The sequence below is a fragment of the Neorhizobium petrolearium genome, assembly GCF_029854435.1.
Classification (GTDB): domain Bacteria; phylum Pseudomonadota; class Alphaproteobacteria; order Rhizobiales; family Rhizobiaceae; genus Neorhizobium; species Neorhizobium petrolearium.
Genome location: NZ_CP123000.1, coordinates 4,297,399 through 4,318,968, shown reverse-complemented (window position 1 = coordinate 4,318,968; position 21,570 = coordinate 4,297,399). Strand labels below are relative to the sequence as shown.

The 21,570-nt window shown below is 60.8% G+C and carries 20 protein-coding genes; 5 read left to right on the top strand and 15 right to left on the bottom strand.

The genetic code is table 11. The features are described from left to right. Nucleotides 1-28: 28 nt before the first annotated feature. Nucleotides 29-361: a nitrite reductase small subunit NirD gene (nirD, locus tag QEO92_RS21025; RefSeq protein WP_227704305.1), complete on the top strand. Its 333-nt coding sequence runs from the start codon at nucleotides 29-31 to the stop codon at nucleotides 359-361. Then, nucleotides 362-3,016, top strand: coding sequence for a nitrate reductase (locus tag QEO92_RS21020; RefSeq protein WP_227704304.1), 2,655 nt, complete (start codon nucleotides 362-364; stop codon nucleotides 3,014-3,016). Nucleotides 3,017-3,092: 76 nt separating this feature from the next. Here the strand turns inward: QEO92_RS21020 and QEO92_RS21015 are convergent, their stop codons facing one another. The 6 genes from QEO92_RS21015 to QEO92_RS20990 form a co-directional block, all read right to left on the bottom strand. Beyond that, nucleotides 3,093-4,145, bottom strand: a complete 1,053-nt coding sequence (locus QEO92_RS21015; protein WP_227704303.1) for an ABC transporter ATP-binding protein — start codon at nucleotides 4,143-4,145, stop codon at nucleotides 3,093-3,095. Nucleotides 4,146-4,158: 13 nt separating this feature from the next. Next, a complete protein-coding gene (locus tag QEO92_RS21010; RefSeq protein ID WP_037156919.1) occupies nucleotides 4,159-5,001 on the bottom strand; it encodes a carbohydrate ABC transporter permease in 843 nt (280 codons plus the stop codon). Then, entirely contained in the window at nucleotides 4,998-5,927 is a 930-nt protein-coding gene (locus QEO92_RS21005) for a carbohydrate ABC transporter permease (protein WP_037156920.1), read from the bottom strand. The genes QEO92_RS21010 and QEO92_RS21005 overlap by 4 nt, the downstream gene beginning before the upstream one ends. Before the next feature lie 11 nt (nucleotides 5,928-5,938). After that, nucleotides 5,939-7,186: an ABC transporter substrate-binding protein gene (locus tag QEO92_RS21000; RefSeq protein ID WP_320443040.1), complete on the bottom strand. Its 1,248-nt coding sequence runs from the start codon at nucleotides 7,184-7,186 to the stop codon at nucleotides 5,939-5,941. Nucleotides 7,187-7,342: 156 nt separating this feature from the next. Then, nucleotides 7,343-8,134: an SDR family NAD(P)-dependent oxidoreductase gene (locus QEO92_RS20995; RefSeq protein WP_227704301.1), complete on the bottom strand. Its 792-nt coding sequence runs from the start codon at nucleotides 8,132-8,134 to the stop codon at nucleotides 7,343-7,345. Further along, complete coding sequence (locus QEO92_RS20990) at nucleotides 8,131-8,889, bottom strand: FadR/GntR family transcriptional regulator (RefSeq protein ID WP_037156926.1); 759 nt, start codon at nucleotides 8,887-8,889, stop codon at nucleotides 8,131-8,133. The genes QEO92_RS20995 and QEO92_RS20990 overlap by 4 nt, the downstream gene beginning before the upstream one ends. Nucleotides 8,890-9,031: 142 nt before the next feature. On the opposite strand from QEO92_RS20990, the gene QEO92_RS20985 reads away from it, so the two are divergent. Genes QEO92_RS20985 through QEO92_RS20975 form a run of 3 tightly spaced genes read left to right on the top strand, consistent with a single transcriptional unit; the run spans nucleotide 9,032 to nucleotide 11,436 of the window. Next, nucleotides 9,032-10,177, top strand: a complete 1,146-nt coding sequence (locus QEO92_RS20985; RefSeq protein ID WP_227704300.1) for a mandelate racemase/muconate lactonizing enzyme family protein — start codon at nucleotides 9,032-9,034, stop codon at nucleotides 10,175-10,177. Between the two features lie 57 nt (nucleotides 10,178-10,234). Beyond that, entirely contained in the window at nucleotides 10,235-11,101 is an 867-nt protein-coding gene (locus QEO92_RS20980) for a DUF6772 family protein (RefSeq protein ID WP_227705229.1), read from the top strand. Next, nucleotides 11,101-11,436 carry a hypothetical protein gene (locus QEO92_RS20975; RefSeq protein WP_037156931.1) on the top strand — a complete coding sequence of 112 codons (336 nt, stop codon included), beginning with the start codon at nucleotides 11,101-11,103 and terminating at the stop codon, nucleotides 11,434-11,436. The genes QEO92_RS20980 and QEO92_RS20975 overlap by 1 nt, the downstream gene beginning before the upstream one ends. A 41-nt stretch (nucleotides 11,437-11,477) precedes the next feature. Here the strand turns inward: QEO92_RS20975 and QEO92_RS20970 are convergent, their stop codons facing one another. The 9 genes from QEO92_RS20970 to QEO92_RS20930 all read right to left on the bottom strand — a co-directional run bounded on the left by QEO92_RS20970 (nucleotide 11,478) and on the right by QEO92_RS20930 (nucleotide 21,529). Further along, nucleotides 11,478-12,872 carry an FAD-dependent oxidoreductase gene (locus QEO92_RS20970; RefSeq protein ID WP_227704299.1) on the bottom strand — a complete coding sequence of 465 codons (1,395 nt, stop codon included), beginning with the start codon at nucleotides 12,870-12,872 and terminating at the stop codon, nucleotides 11,478-11,480. 17 nt (nucleotides 12,873-12,889) lie between these two features. Continuing rightward, nucleotides 12,890-13,597, bottom strand: coding sequence for an SDR family NAD(P)-dependent oxidoreductase (locus QEO92_RS20965; RefSeq protein WP_280107524.1), 708 nt, complete (start codon nucleotides 13,595-13,597; stop codon nucleotides 12,890-12,892). Nucleotides 13,598-13,895: 298 nt separating this feature from the next. After that, nucleotides 13,896-14,966, bottom strand: a complete 1,071-nt coding sequence (locus tag QEO92_RS20960) for a Gfo/Idh/MocA family protein (protein WP_227704297.1) — start codon at nucleotides 14,964-14,966, stop codon at nucleotides 13,896-13,898. Then, a complete protein-coding gene (locus QEO92_RS20955) occupies nucleotides 14,963-15,985 on the bottom strand; it encodes a Gfo/Idh/MocA family protein (RefSeq protein WP_227704296.1) in 1,023 nt (340 codons plus the stop codon). Before QEO92_RS20955 ends, QEO92_RS20960 begins: the two co-directional genes overlap by 4 nt. Before the next feature lie 5 nt (nucleotides 15,986-15,990). Continuing rightward, entirely contained in the window at nucleotides 15,991-17,247 is a 1,257-nt protein-coding gene (locus QEO92_RS20950; RefSeq protein WP_244446955.1) for a Gfo/Idh/MocA family protein, read from the bottom strand. 35 nt (nucleotides 17,248-17,282) lie between these two features. Then, nucleotides 17,283-18,377 carry an ABC transporter ATP-binding protein gene (locus tag QEO92_RS20945; protein ID WP_037156940.1) on the bottom strand — a complete coding sequence of 365 codons (1,095 nt, stop codon included), beginning with the start codon at nucleotides 18,375-18,377 and terminating at the stop codon, nucleotides 17,283-17,285. Nucleotides 18,378-18,389: 12 nt separating this feature from the next. Then, complete coding sequence (locus QEO92_RS20940) at nucleotides 18,390-19,268, bottom strand: carbohydrate ABC transporter permease (protein ID WP_407722148.1); 879 nt, start codon at nucleotides 19,266-19,268, stop codon at nucleotides 18,390-18,392. A gap of 19 nt (nucleotides 19,269-19,287) precedes the next feature. Then, nucleotides 19,288-20,181, bottom strand: coding sequence for a carbohydrate ABC transporter permease (locus tag QEO92_RS20935; protein WP_227704295.1), 894 nt, complete (start codon nucleotides 20,179-20,181; stop codon nucleotides 19,288-19,290). Between the two features lie 67 nt (nucleotides 20,182-20,248). Then, complete coding sequence (locus tag QEO92_RS20930) at nucleotides 20,249-21,529, bottom strand: ABC transporter substrate-binding protein (RefSeq protein ID WP_037156946.1); 1,281 nt, start codon at nucleotides 21,527-21,529, stop codon at nucleotides 20,249-20,251. Between the last annotated feature and the right edge of the window lie 41 nt (nucleotides 21,530-21,570).

The window sequence follows — 21,570 nt, the reverse complement described above, 5'->3', positions numbered from 1 at the left end:
CGTACCGATTACGGAGGAAGGTAGACCTATGGACTGGCATCTGATCGGCGATATTTCCGACATTCCGCTGCGCGGTGCGCGGTGCGTGAAGACACCGCAGGGCAGGATCGCGGTGTTTCGGACGGCGGAAGACGAGGTGTTTGCGACAGACGATCGTTGTCCCCACAAGGGCGGGCCGCTCAGCCAGGGCATTGTGCATGGCAAAGCCGTCACCTGTCCGCTGCATAACTGGGTGATCTCGCTCGAAACCGGAAAGGCGCTCGGTGCTGACGAGGGGGAGGTTCGCACCATCCCCCTCAGAAACGACAACGGCAGGCTCTTCATCGCGCTTGAGACTCTGATGACGGTGGCGGCGGAATAAATGGCAACCGATGTGAAGACTACCTGTCCTTATTGCGGTGTCGGCTGCGGTGTCATCGCTTCCGTGGCGGATGACGGCGTCGTTACGGTAAGAGGCGATCCGGAGCATCCGGCCAATTTCGGCAGGCTCTGCTCCAAGGGCTCCGCGCTCGCGGAAACCATCGACCTGGACGGGCGCGGGCTTTTTCCCGAGATCGGGGGCCAGCGCGCCAGTTGGGACGCGGCACTTGATCTCGTCGCGCAAAAATTCTCGAAGGCGATTGCCGAATACGGACCGGATTCAGTTGCGTTCTACGTCTCCGGCCAATTGCTGACCGAGGATTATTACATTGCCAACAAGCTGATGAAGGGTTTCATCGGTTCGGCCAATGTCGATACCAATTCAAGGCTTTGCATGTCGTCTTCCGTCACCGGCCATCGCCGCGCCTTCGGGTCCGACACAGTGCCAGGTGCTTACGAGGACCTGGAGCTTGCAGATCTTGTAATCCTCACCGGCTCCAATCTCGCCTGGTGCCATCCGGTGATCTATCAGCGATTGGGCGCAGCGAAAGCTGCACGGCCAAGCATGAAGATCGTGGTCATTGATCCGCGCCGCACTATGACCTGCGATATTGCCGACCTCCATCTTGCGATCCGGCCCGATGGCGATGTTGCGCTGTTCATGGGGCTGCTTGCCCATCTGGCGGCCAGTTCCGCGATCGATCAGAACTACATCGCCGCTCATACACAGGGTTTTGCCGAAGCCTTTGCTACTGCTTCGGCGCTCTCTCTCATCGACCTTATGGAGCGCACCGGTCTGCCATCCATGCAGATCCGCGAATTTTTCCGCCTGTTCGAGACGACGAAAAAGGTCGTCACCTGCTATAGCCAGGGCGTCAACCAGTCCTCTTCCGGCACGGACAAGGTCAATGCCATCATCAATTGTCATCTGGCGACAGGCCGCATCGGCCGGCCCGGCATGGGGCCTTTCTCGCTGACCGGCCAGCCGAATGCGATGGGTGGGCGCGAAGTGGGGGGGCTCGCCAACATGCTGGCAGCCCATATGGCAATCGAGAGCGCCGAGGATCGCGATCGCGTGCAGCGCTTCTGGGTCTCTCCAACCATTGCGTCTAAGCCCGGGCTCAAGGCTGTCGACATGTTCCGTGCTGTCGCCGATGGACGCATCAAGGCGCTCTGGATCATGGCGACCAATCCGGCCGTTTCTATGCCGGATGCCGATGCGGTCGAGGCGGCAATCAAGGCCTGTCCGTTCGTCGTGGTCTCGGACATTCTGAGGGAAACCGATACTGCCCGCCATGCGCATGTGCTGCTGCCTTCGCTCGGCTGGGGCGAGAAGGACGGCACGGTCACCAATTCCGAACGACGCATCTCCCGTCAGCGGCCGTTCCTTCCCACGCCTGGCGAAGCGAAGGCTGATTGGTGGCAGGTAGCAGAAGTCGGACGTCGAATGGGCTTTGCCGGCTTCGATTTCCATTCGCCGGCCGACATCTTTGCCGAGCACGCGGCGCTCTCGGCGTTCGAGAACGATGGCGGCCGTGATTTCGATATCGGTGCCTATGTCGGAATCGACCGTCCCGCCTATGACGCCATCGCTCCTTTTCAGTGGCCGCGGTCTGCCGGCATGAAACCCGGCGTGACCCGTTTCTTTGCAGACGGCGGATTCTATCACTCCGATCGCATCGCGCGGTTCATAGCCGTGCAGGCCCCTGCCACCAGCCGCACCAATGAACAATACTCGCTGACACTGAACACCGGCCGTATCCGCGACCATTGGCACACGATGACGCGGACCGGCAAAAGCGCCCGGCTTAGCAGCCACATCGCCGAGCCCTTCGCGGAGATGCATCCAGCAGATGCGATGGAACTTGGCATTCGGGATGCCGATCTGGTCGAACTCGAAAGTCCGTATGGCAAGGCGGTGGTCCGGACACTGGTGACCGAACGGCAGGCGCGGGGAAATATCTTCGTGCCGATGCACTGGAACGACCAGTTCGCCGCCAAGGCCCGTATCGATGCGCTGGTCGCACCCGTTACCGACCCCTTCTCCGGTCAGCCGGCTTCCAAGAATGTCGCAATTGCTGTCCGCCCCTTCAAGGCTGCATTCTATGGTTTCGCGATTTCCGTCGATAGGCCAGCTGTTTCGCAGGCAGAATACTGGGCGCTCGCCAAGGCGGCCGGCGGCTGGCGAATAGAGCTCGCTTTCATGGATGCGATGGAGGACTGGGTGGGCTGGTGCCGTACCGCGTTCGGCATCCCTGAAGAGATCGAACCGCTGGGTTATGCCGATGCTCAGTCCGGGGATCTACGGCTTGTCTTCTTCGAGGGCGAACGACTGATTGCCGCGCTTTTTCTCGCACGCGAGCCGGTTGCAGTCGCGCGCAATTGGGCGGTTGATCAGCTTGCCGCCAAGCATGTCGATCTTCGCAGGCGCTTTGCCGTCGTTGCCGGGCGCCCGGGCGCCGATCAGCCGGATCCCGGTGCGACTGTCTGTTCCTGCTTCTCGGTCGGTGTGAACCGCATCATCTCCGCCATTCGTGGCGGTTGCCACAGCGTTGAGACGGTGGGGAGAGAAACCAAAGCCGGGACGAATTGCGGCTCGTGCCGCGCCGAGATCAGAGGGATCATCAATGGCTGCCTTGCGGCGGCAGCGGAATGACCCGACGAGATCGTCGAGGCGATTAATGTGTGCCGTGGATCGTGGCGTTTGCCGGGCAGGCGTTTTCCTGCGTCGGTTATTGAACTCCAGCGTCGGGCGCCGGCTTTTCCCTGCGGCCCTGATGATCGAAGAAATGCAGTTTTTCCGCTTGCGCCGTGAGTCCGATCTCGCTGCCGAGGGGTGGCGCCATATGGTCATCGCTGGTTACCAGGCACAGCTGTCCATCCGGCAGCGTGACATGGAGAAGCGTGATGGCACCGGTATATTCGCAGAGACTGACTTTGCCGCGCAAGATGCCGTCTCGAGCTTCGCTCACCTTCAGATGCTCGGGGCGCACACCCACGCTCTCAGCCGAAGCCGGAACAATGGCCGCGGGAGTGAGCAACTGCGCATTGGCTGCCGGCAGCACGTTCATCTTGGGACTGCCGATGAACTGGGCGACGAACATATTGGCGGGCCTTTCGTAAAGCTCGCGTGGTGAGCCTACCTGCTCGATCCGCCCGTCGCGGAGCACCACGATCTTGTCGGCCAGTGTCATCGCTTCGATCTGGTCATGAGTGACATAGATCATCGTGGTCGACAGCCGTTTGTGCAGGGCTGCGATTTCCGAGCGCATGTGCACGCGCAACTCGGCATCGAGATTGGAAAGCGGCTCGTCGAAAAGAAACACGTCCGGATTGCCGACGATAGCGCGCCCGATCGCCACGCGCTGGCGTTGACCGCCGGAGAGTTCGCGCGGGTAGCGATCGAGCAGGGCGTCGAGCTTGAGCGTAGCGGCCGCCTCGTTGATGCGCCGCTGGCGCTCCCCTGCCGGTACTTTGCGCACCTTCAGTCCGAAGCCCATGTTGTCCCTGACTGTCAGATGGGGATAAAGGGCATAGGACTGAAAGACCATGGCAACACCGCGCTCGGAGGGTTGGACCTCGTTCACCAGCCGGTCTCCGATCATCAGCTCCCCGTCGCTGATATGTTCGAGCCCGGAAATAAGCCGCAGGAGCGTGGATTTTCCGCAGCCGGAAGGGCCGACGAACACGACGAACTCGCCGTCATCAATCCTTAGATCGACGCCGCGGATGACGTTGACGCTGCCAAAGTGTTTTTCGATGCCTTTGAGCAATAGACTGGTCATGGGAATAGCTTTCTCATCCCTTCACGCCGGAAAGCGCGAAACTCTCGATGATTTGTCGTTGCGCGATCAGATAGACGATCAGGATCGGCACCACGGCGAGACTGGTTGCGGCGAGCTGCAGGTTCCAAAGGGGTAAACCGTAGCTGTCGTTGAAATTGGAGAGCGCGAGCGGCAGTGTGAACATCTCCAGCGAGCTCACGAAAATCAGCGGCTCCAGGAACAGGTTCCAGGAGAAGAGGAAGGTGATGATGGCAACGGCCGCCAGCGCCGGGCGCGACATCGGCAGTGCGATCTGCCACCAGACGCCGAAGCGGGAAAGGCCGTCCATCTTGCCGGCTTCCTCCAGTTCCTTCGGCAGCGCGAGGAAATACTGTCGCATGAGGAACGTCGCCATCACGCCATGGGGGCCGAAGGTCGGCAACAGGATCAGCGGCCAGTGCGTGTCCACCAGACCCGCCCAGCGCATCAGGAAGAAGTTCGGGATGATCGTCACCTCTTCCGGCACCATCAGCGCGGAGATGAGGAACAGCATCAGCAACCCGGCACCCGCAAAGCGCATGCGCGCCAGCGCGTAGCCTGCGAGCGAGGCGATGAGGAGGGTGAGCACCGTCACCAGGATCGCGATATAGAGCGAATTGAAATACTGCCGCGCAAAGGGCTGATAGGTGAAGACCTCGATGAAATTCTGCCAGCGCCAGACACGCGGGATGAGCGTGGGCGCGCCGAAAATCTCGGTCACGCTTTTGAAGCCCGCGGAGACCATCCAGATAAACGGAAAGACGAAGGGAATTGCGGCAATCAGCAAGGCTATCGTCCAGCAGGCGCGATAAAGGATCTGGATCTGGCGCTGTGTCATTCCATGCCCTTTCGTCTCAGCATCACCTGCACGATGGTCAGCGCCATGACGATGACGAACATGATCATGGCGAGCGTCGAGGCGTAACCGACGTTGAAGAACTTGAAACCCTGCTGGTAGATGTAGAAGGCGAGCACCAGTGTGCCGTTTTCCGGACCACCACCCGTCATCTGGTAGATGTGGTCGAACACCTTGAACGAGCCGATGGTGGTGATGACCATGATCACCAGCGTCGTCGGCGCGAGAAGCGGCCAGGTGATCATGCTGAAGATCTGCCGGCGTGAGGCACCTTCAAGACGCGCGGCCTCCTCGTAATCCCGCGGAATGGCCTGCAGCGCCGCAATGTAGAGGATCATGTTGAGGCCGACCATCTTGATGACGCGGGTGATGATCACCGCTGCCATCGCCCAACCGGGCTCGCGCAGCCAGTTGGGTCCGGTGATGCCCACCAGAGCCAGCACCTGATTGATGAAGCCGCCTTCACCCTGCAGCAGGAATTTCCACACGATCGCCCAGGCGATCGCCGAGGTAATCACCGGTGCGAAAAACACCGTGCGGAAGAATACGACCCCGAAGAAGGGTCGCGAGAGCGCAAGCGCAAGCGTCAGGGCCAGCGCCATGTTGAGCGGCACGAGGCCGAGTGCGAAGATGACCGAATTGCGTACGACATGCCAGAAATCGGGGTTCTCCAGCAACGCATTCTCGAAGTTGCGCAGGCCGACGAAAGTCGCCTGCTGGGTCAGCAGGTTCCATTCGGTCAGCGAGTAATAGACAACAGCGCACAACGGGCCGAGGAAGAAGATAAGAAAGCCGATGAAGGACGGGCTGACAAACAGCCACGCCTCCATCATCTCCCTTGCTTTCAGCGTGAGCCAGGGCTTCTGGCTACTGCGCGTCGTCTTGAGGTTGTGAATGATATCGGTCATCTTCGGTCGTGTCAGAGCAGCGGCTGGATCGCCGAGCAGATTCCCTTGATGGCTGCGTCGACATCGGCATTGGCCTTCCACAGGGCATCGACGCGGGGCGCCATGGCGGCGAGAATCTGCGGCGATTTTTCGTGAGCCGGATGCACCCGACCGTTGGCGATTGCCGCTGCGACGTTCTTCATCATTTCCGGCGGAATGAGCTTGTTGCCGTTAATGAAGGCGTCGCTTTCAAGCACGCTCTTACGCGCCGGCGGGAAGAACTGCGCCATGATGGCGACATTCTCCTTGCTGGTCATATGGGCTATGAATTCGGCAGCAATGTCCTTGTTCTTGCCCTGTGCGAAGACGACGAGACCGGCCTGGCCGATCACGGGCGATTCACCACCGGGTCCGGACGGCAGCGGTGCGATGCCCCACTTGAAGCCGGCTTCCGCCATCTTCGATGCGCGCGAGATCTGGTTCACCGTCATGGCCGAATTGCCGGAGAAATAGTCACCCTGTTCGCCGGGCGGCACGATCGACTTGTCCTTGAACACCATATCGTGCAGTTGCTTGACCGCTTTGACCGCCTCGGGCTTGTCGAAGCCGCATTCATGGTTCGACCAGATGTCGCCACCATAGGCCCGGATCGGCGGCAACAAGGCGTGGGTCATGCGCGACGCATAACCTTCGCCGTCCTTGAACTCGAAACCCCATTTGCCGGGATTGGCTGCGGTCAGCTTTTTGGCGACCTCCTGGAACCTGTCCATGTTCCAATCGCCCTTTGCCGCGAGCGCCAATGGGTCATCGAGGCCGGCTTTGTCGAACATGTCCTTGTTGTAATAGATCATAAACGGCGAGGTGGAGAAGGGAATGCCGTATACCGTATCGCCCTTCTGCCAGAGCCCCATTGCCGGTTGAGAAAAGTCGGCGAAGTCATAGCCTTCGGTGGCTTTGAGCGTCGGACCGAGATCCATCAGCAGATTGGCGTTCTCGAAGGCCGGCGCGGCATCCTCCATCATCCAGGCGATGTCGGGCGGATTTCCGCCGGCAACCTGGAAGGTCAGCTTCTGGGTGTAGTCGTTGACCGGCACCGTCTCGAACTTCACGTTGACGTCAGGATGCTTGGCCTTGAAGCCTTCGGCGATGCCGTTGAGCATCTTGAGATGCACCTCGCTGCCTGTCCATACCGTCATGCGAAGATCCGTCGCGAAGGCGGTGGACGTCATTGCGTATAATGTCAGAGCGGATGCTGTTATACCTGCTAGTGTGGCCCTCATGGTTTCCTCCCCTTTGGTCGCTGGTCATCGGCCCTCATCGAGTGAATGCCTTGGCATTCCCTCCGATTGTGGGCAGTTAGCTGCGGCCTGTTTGAACAGGCCACCCTTGCGGCGAATAGATCCGCCACAGTTGTCTTCAAATCCCGCGCGCGCCGATCATCCGGACGCTCCGGGAAGAGTGCCGGGCGCATCACCGATCGACCATCCTCCGTCGACTGGAATGTTCGCGCCCGTGATGTAGCTTGCAGCATCACTGCAGAGAAAAACGAAAGCTCCGACCAGATCCTCCGGCTGGCCCTGTCGGCCCACGGGGATTTTAGCCGTAACCGCCTTGAGGAATTCCGGATCACTGTAGCGTTCGGCGTTGGCCTCGATTTGGATGGCGCCCGGCGAAACGACATTGAGCGTAACGCCGCGATGCCCGACGTCACGGGCAATGGCGCGCACCGCCGTCAATTGTGCCGCCTTGAGCGATGCGTAGACCACGGTTTCGGCCCGGGGCCGTGCCGCCATGATGCTGCCGGTCGCAATCACCCGGCCCCAGCCGCGTTCAGCCATTGGCGGAACAAGCTTGCCCGTGAGGGCCAGCAGCGCCGAAAAGTTGGCTGCGACATGGGCATTGATATGGGCTTCATCCACCTCCTGCCAGGGCAGGCGGCGTTCGATGGCGGCATTGGCGATCAGGATATCGATCGGGCCGTACCGGTTGACCACATTATCTGCAAATGCCGCTATGGCCCGCTGATCGGTAAAGTCCGCCTCAAGCACCGGGGTGTCATCGCCGATCGCGCGCGCTACTTCTCTTGCACCCGTTTCGTTGCCGAAATGGTGAAGGATGACGCCGGCGCCCTGCTCGGCGAGTCCGAGCGCCACAGCCCGGCCAATGCCGGAACTTGCGCCGGTCACCAGCGCACGCCTGCCTTTCAGCGAGAAACACGGCGATGTCATGACGCACCGCCACCTAACTTGTCGGCAACTTCCAGCGATGCGATGTCGGCAGCGTCGAAATGAACCCGTATGCTCTGCTCGGCCAGATCGGCATCGCCGGCGGCAATCGCGTCATAGATCGCCTGGTGGCGGGCGATCGTGGCGCGCCAATCGGCATCGCTGCGGTTGGCCCGGCGCGAAAACAGTTCGGAAACCTCGCGCTGCACGGAGCGCATGCCCTCCATCTGCACGCGGATCATGGCGTTGCCCGTGGCCATGGCAAGGCCGAGGTGGAAAAGAATATCGGCCGCAGTGAAGCCGGCTGGTTCATGCAGCGATGCCTGCATGTCGACCAGTCCCTGCCGCATGGCTTCAAGACCTTCCGGATCGCGACGCTCGGCGGCGAGCCGGGCGATGCCCGTCTCGATTACCCGGCGCATTTCGTTGGCTTCCTGCAGACGCTTCAGGCTGGAACGTACCGCGTAGCCATAGATGCGATCCATCGGCTCGCCGCTGAGCGCCTTGGCGCGCGCGACCTTGCCCTGCTGGGTGAAAATCAACCCGGCTGCCGTCAACTGGCGCAGCGCCTCGCGCGCAATCGGCTTGGAGACGCCGAATTCCCTGGCGATTTCACCTTCCGGCGGCAGAGGTTCGCCGGGCGAAATGCGACCATCGAACAGGGCGGCTGCGATCGCGTCGGACACCCCGTCCGCCAGTCGCGACGGGCTGGCTGGCTTGGATGTGAATACGGGTTTCCGTTCCGGGTTGTCGGTCATTTGTGTCCTCATATTTTTAACACTAGCACAACGGTTTATAACTTAGCAACTAGGTTTATCAGTTGCCAAGATGATAGCTGATCGCTAAAACTAACAAAATCGCCCGAAAGCGGCGACTGAATTGTGGAGGACGACAACGCCGATGGAGCCCGCGCATCCTGCAACCAAGGAGGCGATCCGCATAACGGATGTGATCGCCCATCCCCTGAGTCAGACGCTGCCGAAACCAACGGTAACGTCCTGGGGCACCTACAGTCAGGTTTCGATCGTGCTGGTCGAGGTGCGAACCGATGCCGGTATCATCGGCGTCGGCGAGACGCTCGCGCGGTTCTCACCCAAGGCTTATGCGGAACTGATAGAAACCTCGCTCAAGCCTCGCCTTGTCGGGCAGGATGCACGCAACATCGGTGCATTGTGGCAATCCATGCGCCGCTCGCTCTCCGGCCGCGCCGGCGGCATGCTGATTGAAGCGATCGCGGGAGTCGATATCGCGCTTTGGGACATTCTCGGAAAGGCGGCGGGCCTTCCGGTCGCCAAACTGCTCGGCGGCATGGGGGGCGAGCGAATCGATGTCTATGCCGCCGCCGTGAACTGGGTAGACGACGCCGAAGCCGACAGGGAACTGGAGCGCTATATCAACGAAGGGTTTCCGCGTATCAAGGTGAAGGTAGCGAACCCGGTGAAGGAAGCCTGCCGGCGTATCGAGCGCCTGCGCAAGCGTGCCGGCGATGACATCGGCCTCTGCGTCGATGCGAACTGGGCCTACAATCTCGATGAGGCGATCGAGGTCGGACGGGCACTGGGCGCCAATGGCTATTTCTGGTTCGAGGAGCCCTTGGCGCCGGAAAACGAGCAGGGCTACGAAGAACTGCGCAAGCGTTGCGACGTGCCGATCGCTGCTGGCGAGAGCAACTTCACTGCCGATCAGGCACAGCGGCTCGTCGCCAACCGCACCCTTTCCGTCCTCCAGCCGGATGTCGCCCGCGCCGGCGGCATATCCGAGACGCGGCGCATGGCCGATTATGCCGGCCTGCATGATGTCGCTTATGCTCCCCATATCGGCATGTCCGGCATTATCTGCGAAACGGCAAGCGTTCATCTGGCGGCTGCACTTCCGAATTTTCGGGTCATGGAATGCGAATGCGACCTGAGCCCCTTCAAGCGCGAACTCGCCGATCTCGATCCGGGCTGCCTGCGGCAGAGAAATGGCACGCTTGATGTTCCGACCGGCCCCGGCCTCGGCATCGAAATCAATTGGGACGCCGTAAAGCGGCTCCGCGTGCAGTGAGGCCATGACACGATGACGACACCCTTTCACTCCCCCATGGCCGAAATGACCGAAGCAATGCGCCTGGCCATGCTCCGGGCCGATCCCGCGCTGAGCCGCTTCGACCCGCTGCCGCGCATACTCTCCTTCGACGACTTTTCGCGCGGCCATTGCGGCTGGTCGCAGCTGGTCGGCAATTATGAGGACAGTCTCGATTCCATGCTGCCGGGTTATGCGCAGCATTCCAGCGCCATGCTCTCTACTCTGGGGCATTGGGATGCCGGCTCCCATGGCGGAATGGATTCCTCCTATGCGTTGAAAATTGCCACGAGGGCGCGGCCCGGCGCGCAGAACGTTGCGATCAAACGCCACACGTTTCGGAGGCGCGGACCGATCCGCTTCGAGCTCTTCTTCACCTTCAAGCCTGAAGCGACGGAGCTGAAACTCTCTGAGACCGATGTGCGCTCGATCGGTTTGCTGTTCGACCTTCAATGCGGCGACCGTGACGGCGACGGCGAACGTGTCATGCCTCATCTGCGTTTTCTGAACGCGCTCGACGGCAAGCATTTGCAGAAATGGCAGTACAAGCGCGAAACCACGCGCCTCATGCCGATCGGTAGCGAGGACAAGACCGTCAGCCACTATCACCTTGCCCCCGGGGGATGGCTCGATCTGCCGGATGGCGAGCAACGACTCTGCTACAACGAAATTCCGACCAAAGTGAACTGGAGCTACCTGCGCTTCGACTTCGATCTCGTCTCGATGAAGGCGCTCGGTCTTCAGTGCAACGACCGCAGCTTCGATCTCTCGAACTTCGATTCGATCCGCATTCCGGCCATGAAGAACCTGTGGTGCATGCTGAATTTCTGCCTGTTCGCCGAGACGGACGTCGCCAAGCGCGCCTTCCTGTATGTCGATTCCATCTGCATTTCCGGGGATTTCTGATGCTGCCCGAAAATATCACCGCCGTCGTCTCCCGCAACGAGCGCTGGAGCGGCGATGCCGCGAGCGAGCCCTATGAAGCCGGCTGGGCGCATGAAGCTGTCTTCTTTGTCCGCGCCCTTAAAGATCCGGTCGGCAAGATGCCCAAGGGCTGGGTCGAGATCTCCCCCGATGGCATGCATTGGGTGCCGGAGGGAACGGAATTCGCCATGCCTTTGCAGCGCGACGGCATCGCTGTCGCCCGTCTCAAAGGCTTCGGAAACTGGTTGCGCGTCGCGACGCGTTTCGAGGATGGCGCAGAATGCACCGTGCTGGTTACGCTGCATCTAAAAGCCTGAATGATAAAGGGCAGAGATCTCTCCCCCCTTTATCGTTTCATTCAGCCGAGATAGGCGCCCTGCGCCAGAAGCTCGCGTCGCAGGTCTTCATAATCGACATGTCGAGGGCTCGCCCGGTTGCCCACCGAGAGCGCGGCAGCAATCCCGGCGGCCTGTCCGAGTGCGAAACAGGGCGGCATGACGCGGATGGCGCTCAGTGCCTCATGGGTGGCTGAAACTGCCCGGCCTGATACGAGAAGGCCATCGTGATAGCGCGGCAGCATTACACGGTAGGGTATCTGGTAGATATTGGCTGTGGCCGGTGCATCGCCACCCGTCCCGCCGCCCGATCCTGTCGGATCGTGAATGTCGAGGGGATAGCCGCAAAGGGCAATCACATCTTCGAACGAGCGGCCCGAACGGAGGTCGTCCAGGGTCAGTTCATAGTCGCCATCGATGCGGCGCGTCTCCCGAACGCCGATCTGCGTTGCGGTATCTCTGAGTTCGACCTTTTCGAAGCCGGGGAGATTGTTGCGGAAGAAATCGAGCAATGCCACGGTCTGCTCGCGGCCTTCGATCTCCGCCAGGGTCAACTCCTTTGCATCAGCACCGTTACGGCGGAGCACGCGGCCGGTATTGATGCGCCAGACGCCGGGCTCCATGGTCTTGTAGAGCCCGATGCCACGCCGTGGCGCCGGGAAGCGGCCTTCCGCGGTCGCCTTCGCGACAATCGAGGCGTAAGGCCGGTAGTCCTCCGGGTGAGACCGGACGTATTCCTCAACCACCTGATCGTTGACGTTCTGGACGCGGAAGAACAGGGTCTGCGGCTGGGCAAGGCCGTCGCTGTCTCGCCCCTGTCGCGTGTGCACGCCTGCGAAGTGGGCGACGTCGCCATCGGCGGAGCAATCCACCACGACCTTCGCTCGGGCGGCCCTCAGGCCGCCTTTGCCCGCGCAGACGACACCCAATATCCGCGGATTGACCGCCTCGCAGTCGTCGACAATGGCATCAACGACCATCGTATGCAGCAGCAGGTCGACACCGGCTTCCAGACACATACGCTGCGCCACCACCTTTGCCGCCTCCGGCTCGAAGGGCGTGACCTTGTCATGACCATAGACGATGAAGCCGCAGTAGGCCGATCCGGCCGGAATGGTGCTCGGATGCAGGGCACCCCCAATCGCCATCATGCGCTGCACGAATTCCTCGTATACGCCGCGGATGAGTTGCTGGCTCCCGTCGAGCGAATAGGATGTCATGCACGGGCCGACGAGGCCCGCTGTCAGGTTTCCTCCGAGAAAGCCGTAGCGTTCGATCAGGCGAACTCGCACATTCAGGCGCGCCGCTGCCACGGCGGCCGATATTCCCGAAGGTCCGCCTCCGATGATGAGTACGTCGACGTCATCGAGTTCGGGAATATCGGCCGAATAGGCGTAGCGCTGCTCAGTCTCCTCCATCCCATTGCCCTCCGGTATCAGCGAAACATCGAGCCGCCGTCGACGTCGAGCGCTGCGCCGTAGACGAAGCTGGCCGCGTCCGAGCAGAGGAACAGGATGGCGGCGGCCATATCTTCCGGCCTGCCCATCCGCCGCACGGGCAGATTTGCAGCGATGCGCTCCTTCAGCGAAGGATCGATATGAGCATGCATGGGGGAATCGGTCGGTCCGGGGTTGAGGGCATTGATCCTGACCTTCTTGCCGGCAAGTTCACGCGCTACGGACTTGACCAGCGACAGTGTCGCAGCCTTCGATGCTGCATAGGCGGTGTCGGCGATCAGCCCGCCGCCCCCGTGAACGCCGGCATCCGAGGCCACGCAGACGATGTTGCCGCCTGCCGGATTTTCGAGCATGCGCTTCACGCCGGCCTGCACCGTAAAGAAGGTCCCGAGCAGATTGACGTTCAGCACGCGCTGCCAATGGGCCCAATCCTGTTCGAAGAGGCGCTTGGCGGTGATGATTGCGGCGCAGGTGACGACATTGTCCAGCCGCGCGAGATGAGCATCGCAATAGGCGAAGGCCTCTGCGATGCTCTCGGGATTGCTGACGTCCACCTTAACGGTATGGATCTTCGCTCCGCCTTTCCGCAGCTCCGAACCATAGCGTTCAAGCCCCGCCTCGTCGCGATCGGCCATCACCACTTCTGCTCCTTTGGCGGCAAAAGCGCGGGCGGTTTCCAGCCCCATGCCGCTCGCGGCTCCGGTGATCAGAACGGTTCGTCCGGCGTAACTGTCATCGGCAAAGGGCGTATAGGCTTGGGTCATCGTTAAATGTCCTTGATTGGAGCGCGGCTGGGAAAGACAGAGATGGATGAACAGCACCGATCCAGGGTTGATGTCGTTCAATCTGGGAGATAACTTAGCAACTATGTTTTCTAGTTGTAAAGAGTGCTTTCCGCGGTTTTTGCACGCGTGATCCAGCGGCACCGCCGCGGATACCTATGAGCCGCAAGTCGGCCTGTATTTGAAGCTTGAGTGCCAGCTTTTATTGCGGCATCCATCCCGCCGCCAAGGGATGATCCGAGCCAAGGGGCAGCCGCACGATTTGACTATGGCGAGCCGATGCGTAGATCGCGGTAATGAGCTCGATTGAGTGATAGCTCTCCTGAAGCGTCGGCAGATAGAGGTCGGGCTGGCCCGTGAGGCAGGCATGGATGTCGGCAAACAGGCCGGGGAATCTCGAAAGGGTCTCGGGAATATCGGAGAGGGCCGCATCGATCTCTGCCTGTCGTGGCGGATCGGTGGCCGTGAAACTCCAGGGACCCGCGCCGATCTGGTAAGGTTCCGTGCCCGAGGTTACGGTAACGTGCTCGAAGCACATACGAAGTCGTGAGCTGTTCCCCGCGGCACCCAAAGTGACCGAGGAGGTGACCAGAGCCCCCTCGCTGGTGCGCATGGAAAGGGCGGCGCAATCCTCGGTCTCCACGGGATTGACGCGCGTGTCCAGAAAGGCTGCTATTTCGGTGACATCGCCGACAAGGTGGGTCATCAGATTATGGATATGGCAAGCGTGGCTGACGAGGACGCCACCGAGCTCTCCCTTCCAGGTGCCTCGCCACCGCTCCTCATAATAGGTGGGGCCACGCTGCCAATGGGTCTCCAAGGCCACCAAATAGGGCTTTCCCAACAAGCCGCGTATCTTCAACTCGTGCGCTGCACGATAGCCGGCTCCATAGCGATACTGAAATACTGGGAAGACCTGTCTGCGCATCTCCGCCGCGAGGTTCGCAATGCGCCGAACGTCGGCAATCGAACCTGCCAACGGCTTTTCGCAGACCACGTGCTTCCCGGCCTCCAGCGCGGCCAGGGTCATCGAGGCATGCAGTTGAGGCGGCAGGCAGATGTCGACGAGATCCACTTCGGGATCTGAGAGGACCTGGTTTATGTCCCGAATGGAGCGGCTGCCAGGCGCCTGTTCGGCGGCCTCTACCGCGCGGGCGAAGTTGAGATCGCAGACATAACGCACCTCGAATAGTTCTGGCAGCGTTGCATAAGCGGCCACGTGGGCTTTGCCGATGCCCGCCCCGACGACTGTCACCCGGATGCGATCGCTCATCGAGTTGCGCCGCCTTCCGCCAAAAGCTGTGCCTGCAGCGCCAGTTCGGTCGCAAGGAACGCATGGGATTGAGACATGGCGGTCTCGGTTCGGTTTTTCACATCCGCGGCAAATCTTCCGAAGAAAGGTTTGCCCGCGCCTTTGGCATCGAACCGCTGGACGCCGGATTTGTCGGCGAGAAAGACGTGATCCCCACCGGGTTGGCCCGCGATATCGATATATTTGCGCAGTTCGATATAGCCGTCGGTCCCGAGAATTGTCATCCGCCCGTCTCCCCAGACGGGAAGGCCATGTGGCGTCAGCCAATCCACCCGTGCATAACCACGGCCCCCATTGCCTTCCAGCAGCGCTTCGCCGAAGTCCTGGAAATCCGGCCGATCCGGATTCGCAACATTGGCCACATGAGCGGAGATCACCCGAACTTCGGTCGACCCGGTAAAATGCAGGAACTGGTCGAATTGGTGGGCGCAGATATCGGTCAGGATGCCACCGCATCGCGCCCGGTCCCAGAACCAGCCCGGCCGGAGATTTGCATTGAGACGGTGCGGCCCGAGCCCCACCGTCTGGACCACCCTTCCAATTCGGCCTTCGGCAATCAGGCGGTCCGCCAAGGTGGCGCTTTCAACGGACACACGCTCGGAGAAAGAGACAAGCCAACGGCGTCCGGTCTCCGCCACAGTTGTACGGATATCCGCAAGCTGCTTCAGGCTCGTGCAGCCGGGTTTATCGACCAGCACATCCTTTCCATGGATCATGGCCGAGACGGCAATTCCTCCACGCTCGCTGTTGATGCCTGCAGAAAGAATGAGATCGATACTCGCGTCTTCCAGAATGGCCTGCATCGGTCGAAGCGGCATATCCGGATAGGTGTCCTGGAATGCCGTGCGTGCCTCATCAGGGGTCTCATCGCCCGTTGTCCACGCGACGAGCGTGGCGCCGGCCTCCCGCATGCCATCTATCATGCCGTAGATATGCCCGTGGTCTATGCCGATGACGCCGATGCGAAGGTCGAAGGCCATGAGGACTATCCTTTGAGGTGGATGCCGCGAGCCCGCAGCATCGACTGGATATTGACGAGCGAGCCAGTTTCGATGGAGGCGTTGGCGGCGATGCCGGTGAGAATGGACCATGCGCCGGCGACATGGTCGGAAGCGCGGCCATAGCGGTCCGGCTCCATGCCTTCCGGATCAAAGATATATCCGAGCATGACCGGATCGGCACCGCCGTGGTCGCCCTTCGCCTTTGGAACCTGGACCAGGCGTGGCGGCTCTCCAGCCAGGTGCAGTTCGGTGGTGATGGCATCTTCGTCCGCATGCGCGCGCTTGCCGCCGAACACGCCGTGGACTTCCACATGGCGATGGGTGATGTCGCCCTTGGTTCCCTGGAATTTGATCTCCAGCCCTTCCCATGGCGAATAGGCGGTCAGGGTGTAATTGGCCGTGACGCCGGACGCATAGCGAATATGCGCCTGCATCGTATCCTCGATGCCGATCTCCTCGTCGAAGACGCAGCGATCGCGGAAGTAGCCGTCTTCGCCTTCGGCCTCGAGGTAGAGCGCGCGAAGGTTCTCGTCGGCCGACAGATCGAGCTCGAAATCGCATCTGGCGGCCACGGGACAGCCCGTGCAGCGTGGGCCGCGGCCTGCAAGCCCCAGTTCGACCGCCGTTTCCGGGCGATAGAAAACCCGCTTGCCGGATGCCAGAACCTCGGTCGGCACCGAGCCGAGCCACCAGTTGAGCAGATCGAAATGATGCGTGGATTTATGGACCAGCAGCCCACCGGAGTTCTCCTTCTGCCGGTGCCAGCGTCGGAAATAGTCGGCGCCATGAACGCGGTCGAGATGCCAGCGGAAATCGACGGCCGTCACCGTTCCGATCGTGCCGGACGCAATGAGCTCCTTGATCTGGGTGCGGGCAGGAGAATACCGGTAGTTGAAGGTGACCGTGACCTTCCGGCCGGTCCGCCTCTGGGCATCGACAATCTGCTTGAGGCGGGAAAGGTCGATCGTCAGCGGTTTTTCACAGATGACATCGCAGCCGGCCTCGAAAGCACGGACGATATAGTCGGCATGCAGGAAGTCGGGCGTTGCCACGACCACCGTATCCGGCTTCTGTTCCGCAATCAGGCGGTCGAAATCGGAAGCAAGATAGGTCGCGACGCCGTTCGTTCCCGGTTTGGGGACTGCCTTCGCTGCTTCTCCCAATCGACGGGCATTGCTGTCGCAGAGCGCGACGATCTTGTGCTTGTCTGCGTAATCTTCGATCACGGAATCGCGGAACATCTGATGCCGCGAGCCACATCCGACAATGGCAATCTTCACTGGACCAGGCTTTCGTTCTGAGTGGGCTCGACGCGCTGACCGGCGCTATCGAAATAATGGAGGTCGAAGAGGTCGAAGCCGATCGTCACCGGATCGCCCATGCGACAGGGATTGCGGCCGCTATCGCTGGCAAGCAGAACCTGGCCCGAAGGCAGGGCCACATGCAGCAGTGTCTCGCTACCAAGATATTCCACAAGCCGGATCGTTCCCTCGGTCGTGACATCGCCGCCGCCCACCCGCAATGACGAAGGGCGTACGCACAGGGTCATGACTTCGCTCGTGGCTGTAAGAGCAGGAATGGCGAACCGGGGCAGGTCGGCAATGTCGACGAGGGTTTCACCTGCCTCACGCAACACCTTTGCCTGCAGCATGTTGATCTTGGGCGAGCCGATGAAGCCGGCAACGAAAAGGTTCTGGGGCCGGGTGTAGAGCTCCTGCGGCGTTCCAACCTGCTCGATCTTGCCGCCTCTCAGCACCACGATGCGGCTTGCCATGGTCATGGCTTCCACCTGGTCATGCGTCACATAAATCATTGTCGTTCCGAGACGCGTATAGAGTGAAGCCAGTTCGGCCCGCATCTGCACACGCAGCTCGGCATCGAGGTTGGAAAGCGGTTCGTCGAAGAGGAAGAGCTGCGGCTCGCGCACGATAGCGCGACCGATCGCCACGCGCTGCTTCTGCCCGCCTGAAAGCTGGCGCGGCTTGCGGTCCATCAACTGCTCGATCTGCAGGATGCGAGCTGCCTCGGCCACCCGGTGTTCCACTTGCTGGCGTGGAACGTTGAAATTCTGCAGGCCGAAGGCGAGGTTTTTCCTGACGTTCATGTGGGGGTAGAGAGCATAGCTCTGAAACACCATCGATAGCTCGCGTTTGGACGCGGGCAGGTCGTTGACGATCCGTCCGCCGATGGCGATTGTTCCTTCGCTGATGTCCTCCAGGCCGGCGATCATGCGAAGAAGGGTGGATTTCCCGCAGCCCGAAGGGCCGACAAGGACAAGAAATTCGCCGTCGCGAATATCGAGGTTCAAACCCTGGATGATGGACAGCGCCCCGTAGCGCTTGCCGACGTTTCGAAGCGTCAATCCTGCCATGCGTCTTGTTTCCTATTTCATGCCGGAGGTGGCGATGCCACGAACGATGAGTTTCTGGAACAGGACGAAGAAGATCACGACCGGCACCAGCGAAAGCACGGACATCGCGAACATCTGGCCGTAGGCCGACTTGCCTTCCTGATCGAGGAAGAGGCGCAGCGCCAGCGGCACGGTATAGCTCTTGATGTCGTTGAGGTAGATCAGCGGCGCGAGGAAGTCCTCCCAAACCCAGATCAGCGAAAAGATAGCGGCCGTGCCCATCGCGGGCAGGGAAAGCGGCAGGATAATCGCCCAGTAGATCTTGAAGGGCGAACAGCCGTCGATCATCGCAGCCTCGTCCAGCTCCCGGGGCAGCTGACGAAAAAACTGCACCATCAGGAAGATGAAGAAGGCGTCGGAGGCCAGGAAGCGAGGCACGACCAGCGGCAGATAGGTATCCACCCAGCCGAGCCGAAGGAACTGCACATATTGGGGAATGAGGACCACATGATAGGGGATCATCAAGGTCATCATCATCAGCGCGAAGAGGAAACGGCGGCCCGTGAAGCTCAACCTGGCGAAGGCATAGGCCGCGAAGGAGCAGGAGATCAGGTTGCCGATCACCGAGAGCACAGTGACGATCGCCGAATTGACGTAGAAGAGTGTGAAGGACTGCGGCAGCGCGTTCCAACCCTCCGTGTAGTTGTCGAAGCGGAACTCCGACGGCCAGAGCGTCAGGCTTCCGAAAATCTCGTTTTCCGGCTTGAAGGAAGAAGCGAGCAGCCAGAACAGCGGGTAGAGCATCACACAGGAGACGCCGATCAGAAAGATGTGCTTCAGGATGCGTCCGTTGCGTGCCCGCTTGCCTCGGCGCAAGCGCATTTCATGCGCAATCTTGGCGGCTTCCTCCATCTCGACGGACAGGTCCATATCAATCGCGCTCGTTCTCATAATGCACCCAGTATTTCGAGGTGAAGAAGGCGATCGCCGTAAAGACCGCGATGATGACGAGAAGCACCCAGGCAAGCGCAGAGGCATAGCCCATGCGGAAGAATTTGAAGGCCTCGTTGAAGAGGTACACCGTATAGAACAGCAGGCTGTCGGCCGGCGCTCCGGTGCCGTTGGAGATGATGAAGGCACTCGAAAAGGTCTTGAAGGCTTCGATCGTCTGCAGCACCAGGTTGAAGAAGATGACCGGCGCGAGAAGGGGCAGGGTGATCCGCGTGAACTGGCGCCAGCGCGGCGTTCCATCGATCTCCGCTGCCTCGTAGAGGTCGCGCGGTATGCCCCTGAGGCCGGCGAGGAAGATCAGCATCGGTGAGCCGAACTGCCACATGGCTAGGATCACTAGAGTATAGAGCGAGGTATCGGGATCGGTGATCCAGGCGGCGCCTTGAATTCCGACGAGGGCCAGAACCTGGTTGACGACGCCATCCTCGGCAAAGAGCTGGCGCCACAATATGGCGATCGCGATCGAGGCGCCGAGCAGGGACGGCAGGTAGAAGATCGCCCGATAGAGGCCGATGGTGCGCAGGCCGTGGTCGAGCAGCATGGCGACGCCGAGCGCCACGATCAGTCGCGCCGGCACCGCCAGCACCACATAAGTGAAGGTCACATCCAGCGCCTTCCAGAAGCGCCGGTCCCGCGTGAACATATATTCGTAATTACCCAAGCCTATCCAGCGCGGGTCGCTCACCATGTCATAGCGGGTGAACGAGAAATAAAGCGACGCCAGGATAGGCCCCAGGGCAAGCAGGAAAAACCCGACCAGCCAGGGCAGAAGAAAAACATAAGCCGGCGCATTGCGGGCAAAGAAACGCTTCATCGAGACAACCTTGTTGTCGGAAGGGAGGTCCCGGATGGAACAGCCGGGGCCTCGGTTCAGGCGGTCACTACTGGGCGCGGTCGACGATATCCTGTGCATCCTGGATGAACATGCCAGCGGCTTCCGCGACCTCCATCTTACCGAGCACTACGTCGGTGCCGGTGCGCATGAAGGCGTCTCGAACCTCGCCGGCACCCTTGGGCGCGGGGAGGGGGAGCGGCCCGACCTTGCTCTGGATCGCATCGAAATAATCGACCGAGAGCTTCTCGACTTCGGTGAGTTTCGGCGCCAGCGCGGCACGGACCTTCGGCGAGCAGGGGATGCCGCGCTCCAGGCCCAGAATGCCGGTGATTTCCGGATCGTTGACCCAGGCGTTCATATAGGCGATCGCAGCCTCGGTGTCCTTTGCGTCACGAGTGAGCGACAGGAACATGGACGGCTTGATGAACTGGCCCTGCTTGCCGCCAGCCTTGTGGGGTATCATCGCGGCGCCGATCTTGTCCTTCGATACTGCCTGAATTCCGACAAGCTGGTTGGACCAGAAATGCGACATGGCGGTGTCGCCGACGGGGACGCCCGACTCGGCAATCGGCGGATCGAGAATGACGGTCTTGTTCTTGTCGCGCACGACGTCGGCCTTGCGCAGGTCGGCCCAGAACTGCCACCATCCGGACACGTCCTCGGCCGTCGCGGTGACCTTCCCCTCCGGCCCATAGAATTCCCGGCCGTTCTGGCGCACCCAGGCTTCGAAGGCTTCGATCATCAGGGAAAGATCGTCCGAGCCCTTCATCTTGCCGCCGGACTTGGAGGTGATCGCTTCGCAGGTCTTGGAAAAGTCATCCCAGGTCCAGTTGATCAGATCCACATCGATGCCGGCCTCCTGGAAGGCACGGGTATTGTGGACCATCACCTGGCTGTTGGAGCCGATGTTGAGTGCATAGAGCTTGCCGTCGACCTTGCCGCCGTCGAGCGGCCCCTGATCGAAGTCTGCGATCATGAGGCTCTTGCCGGCGAATTCGTCAAGCGGCTTGAGCGCGCCGCGATGGACGTATTCGAACAGGAACCGGTAATCCATCTGCACCAGATCGGCCATGTTCCGGCCGGCTGTCTGGGTCGCCATCTTGGTCCAGTAATCGCCCCAGCCGATCGTCTCGCCGGAAACTTCGATGCCGGGGTTCTTCTTTTGGAAGGTGTCGATTACGGCAAAGGTGCGTTTGTCACGTTCGGGATTCCCCCACCAGTAGTGTCGGATCGACCGATCCGCGGCGATCACTGGCATCGGAAATGCAGCAGCGGCGGTCGCCGCGCCTATCGTGCCCAAGAGGGCTCTTCTTGTCAGTTTGGTCATGTCATCCTCCTCCTCTAATCCGACGTGCCTCATTCGCACCG

Bases quoted from the DNA above. Each gene is read 5' to 3' on its own strand.
- nirD (WP_227704305.1), top strand. From the start codon at position 29: ATGGACTGGCATCTGATCGGCGATATTTCCGACATTCCGCTGCGCGGT.
- QEO92_RS21020 (WP_227704304.1), top strand. From the start codon at position 362: ATGGCAACCGATGTGAAGACTACCTGTCCTTATTGCGGTGTCGGCTGC.
- QEO92_RS21015 (WP_227704303.1), bottom strand. From the start codon at position 4,145: ATGACCAGTCTATTGCTCAAAGGCATCGAAAAACACTTTGGCAGCGTC.
- QEO92_RS21010 (WP_037156919.1), bottom strand. From the start codon at position 5,001: ATGACACAGCGCCAGATCCAGATCCTTTATCGCGCCTGCTGGACGATA.
- QEO92_RS21005 (WP_037156920.1), bottom strand. From the start codon at position 5,927: ATGACCGATATCATTCACAACCTCAAGACGACGCGCAGTAGCCAGAAG.
- QEO92_RS21000 (WP_320443040.1), bottom strand. From the start codon at position 7,186: ATGAGGGCCACACTAGCAGGTATAACAGCATCCGCTCTGACATTATAC.
- QEO92_RS20995 (WP_227704301.1), bottom strand. From the start codon at position 8,134: ATGACATCGCCGTGTTTCTCGCTGAAAGGCAGGCGTGCGCTGGTGACC.
- QEO92_RS20990 (WP_037156926.1), bottom strand. From the start codon at position 8,889: ATGACCGACAACCCGGAACGGAAACCCGTATTCACATCCAAGCCAGCC.
- QEO92_RS20985 (WP_227704300.1), top strand. From the start codon at position 9,032: ATGGAGCCCGCGCATCCTGCAACCAAGGAGGCGATCCGCATAACGGAT.
- QEO92_RS20980 (WP_227705229.1), top strand. From the start codon at position 10,235: ATGCGCCTGGCCATGCTCCGGGCCGATCCCGCGCTGAGCCGCTTCGAC.
- QEO92_RS20975 (WP_037156931.1), top strand. From the start codon at position 11,101: ATGCTGCCCGAAAATATCACCGCCGTCGTCTCCCGCAACGAGCGCTGG.
- QEO92_RS20970 (WP_227704299.1), bottom strand. From the start codon at position 12,872: ATGGAGGAGACTGAGCAGCGCTACGCCTATTCGGCCGATATTCCCGAA.
- QEO92_RS20965 (WP_280107524.1), bottom strand. From the start codon at position 13,597: ATGGGGCTGGAAACCGCCCGCGCTTTTGCCGCCAAAGGAGCAGAAGTG.
- QEO92_RS20960 (WP_227704297.1), bottom strand. From the start codon at position 14,966: ATGAGCGATCGCATCCGGGTGACAGTCGTCGGGGCGGGCATCGGCAAA.
- QEO92_RS20955 (WP_227704296.1), bottom strand. From the start codon at position 15,985: ATGGCCTTCGACCTTCGCATCGGCGTCATCGGCATAGACCACGGGCAT.
- QEO92_RS20950 (WP_244446955.1), bottom strand. From the start codon at position 17,247: ATGTTCCGCGATTCCGTGATCGAAGATTACGCAGACAAGCACAAGATC.
- QEO92_RS20945 (WP_037156940.1), bottom strand. From the start codon at position 18,377: ATGGCAGGATTGACGCTTCGAAACGTCGGCAAGCGCTACGGGGCGCTG.
- QEO92_RS20940 (WP_407722148.1), bottom strand. From the start codon at position 19,268: ATGGAGGAAGCCGCCAAGATTGCGCATGAAATGCGCTTGCGCCGAGGC.
- QEO92_RS20935 (WP_227704295.1), bottom strand. From the start codon at position 20,181: ATGAAGCGTTTCTTTGCCCGCAATGCGCCGGCTTATGTTTTTCTTCTG.
- QEO92_RS20930 (WP_037156946.1), bottom strand. From the start codon at position 21,529: ATGACCAAACTGACAAGAAGAGCCCTCTTGGGCACGATAGGCGCGGCG.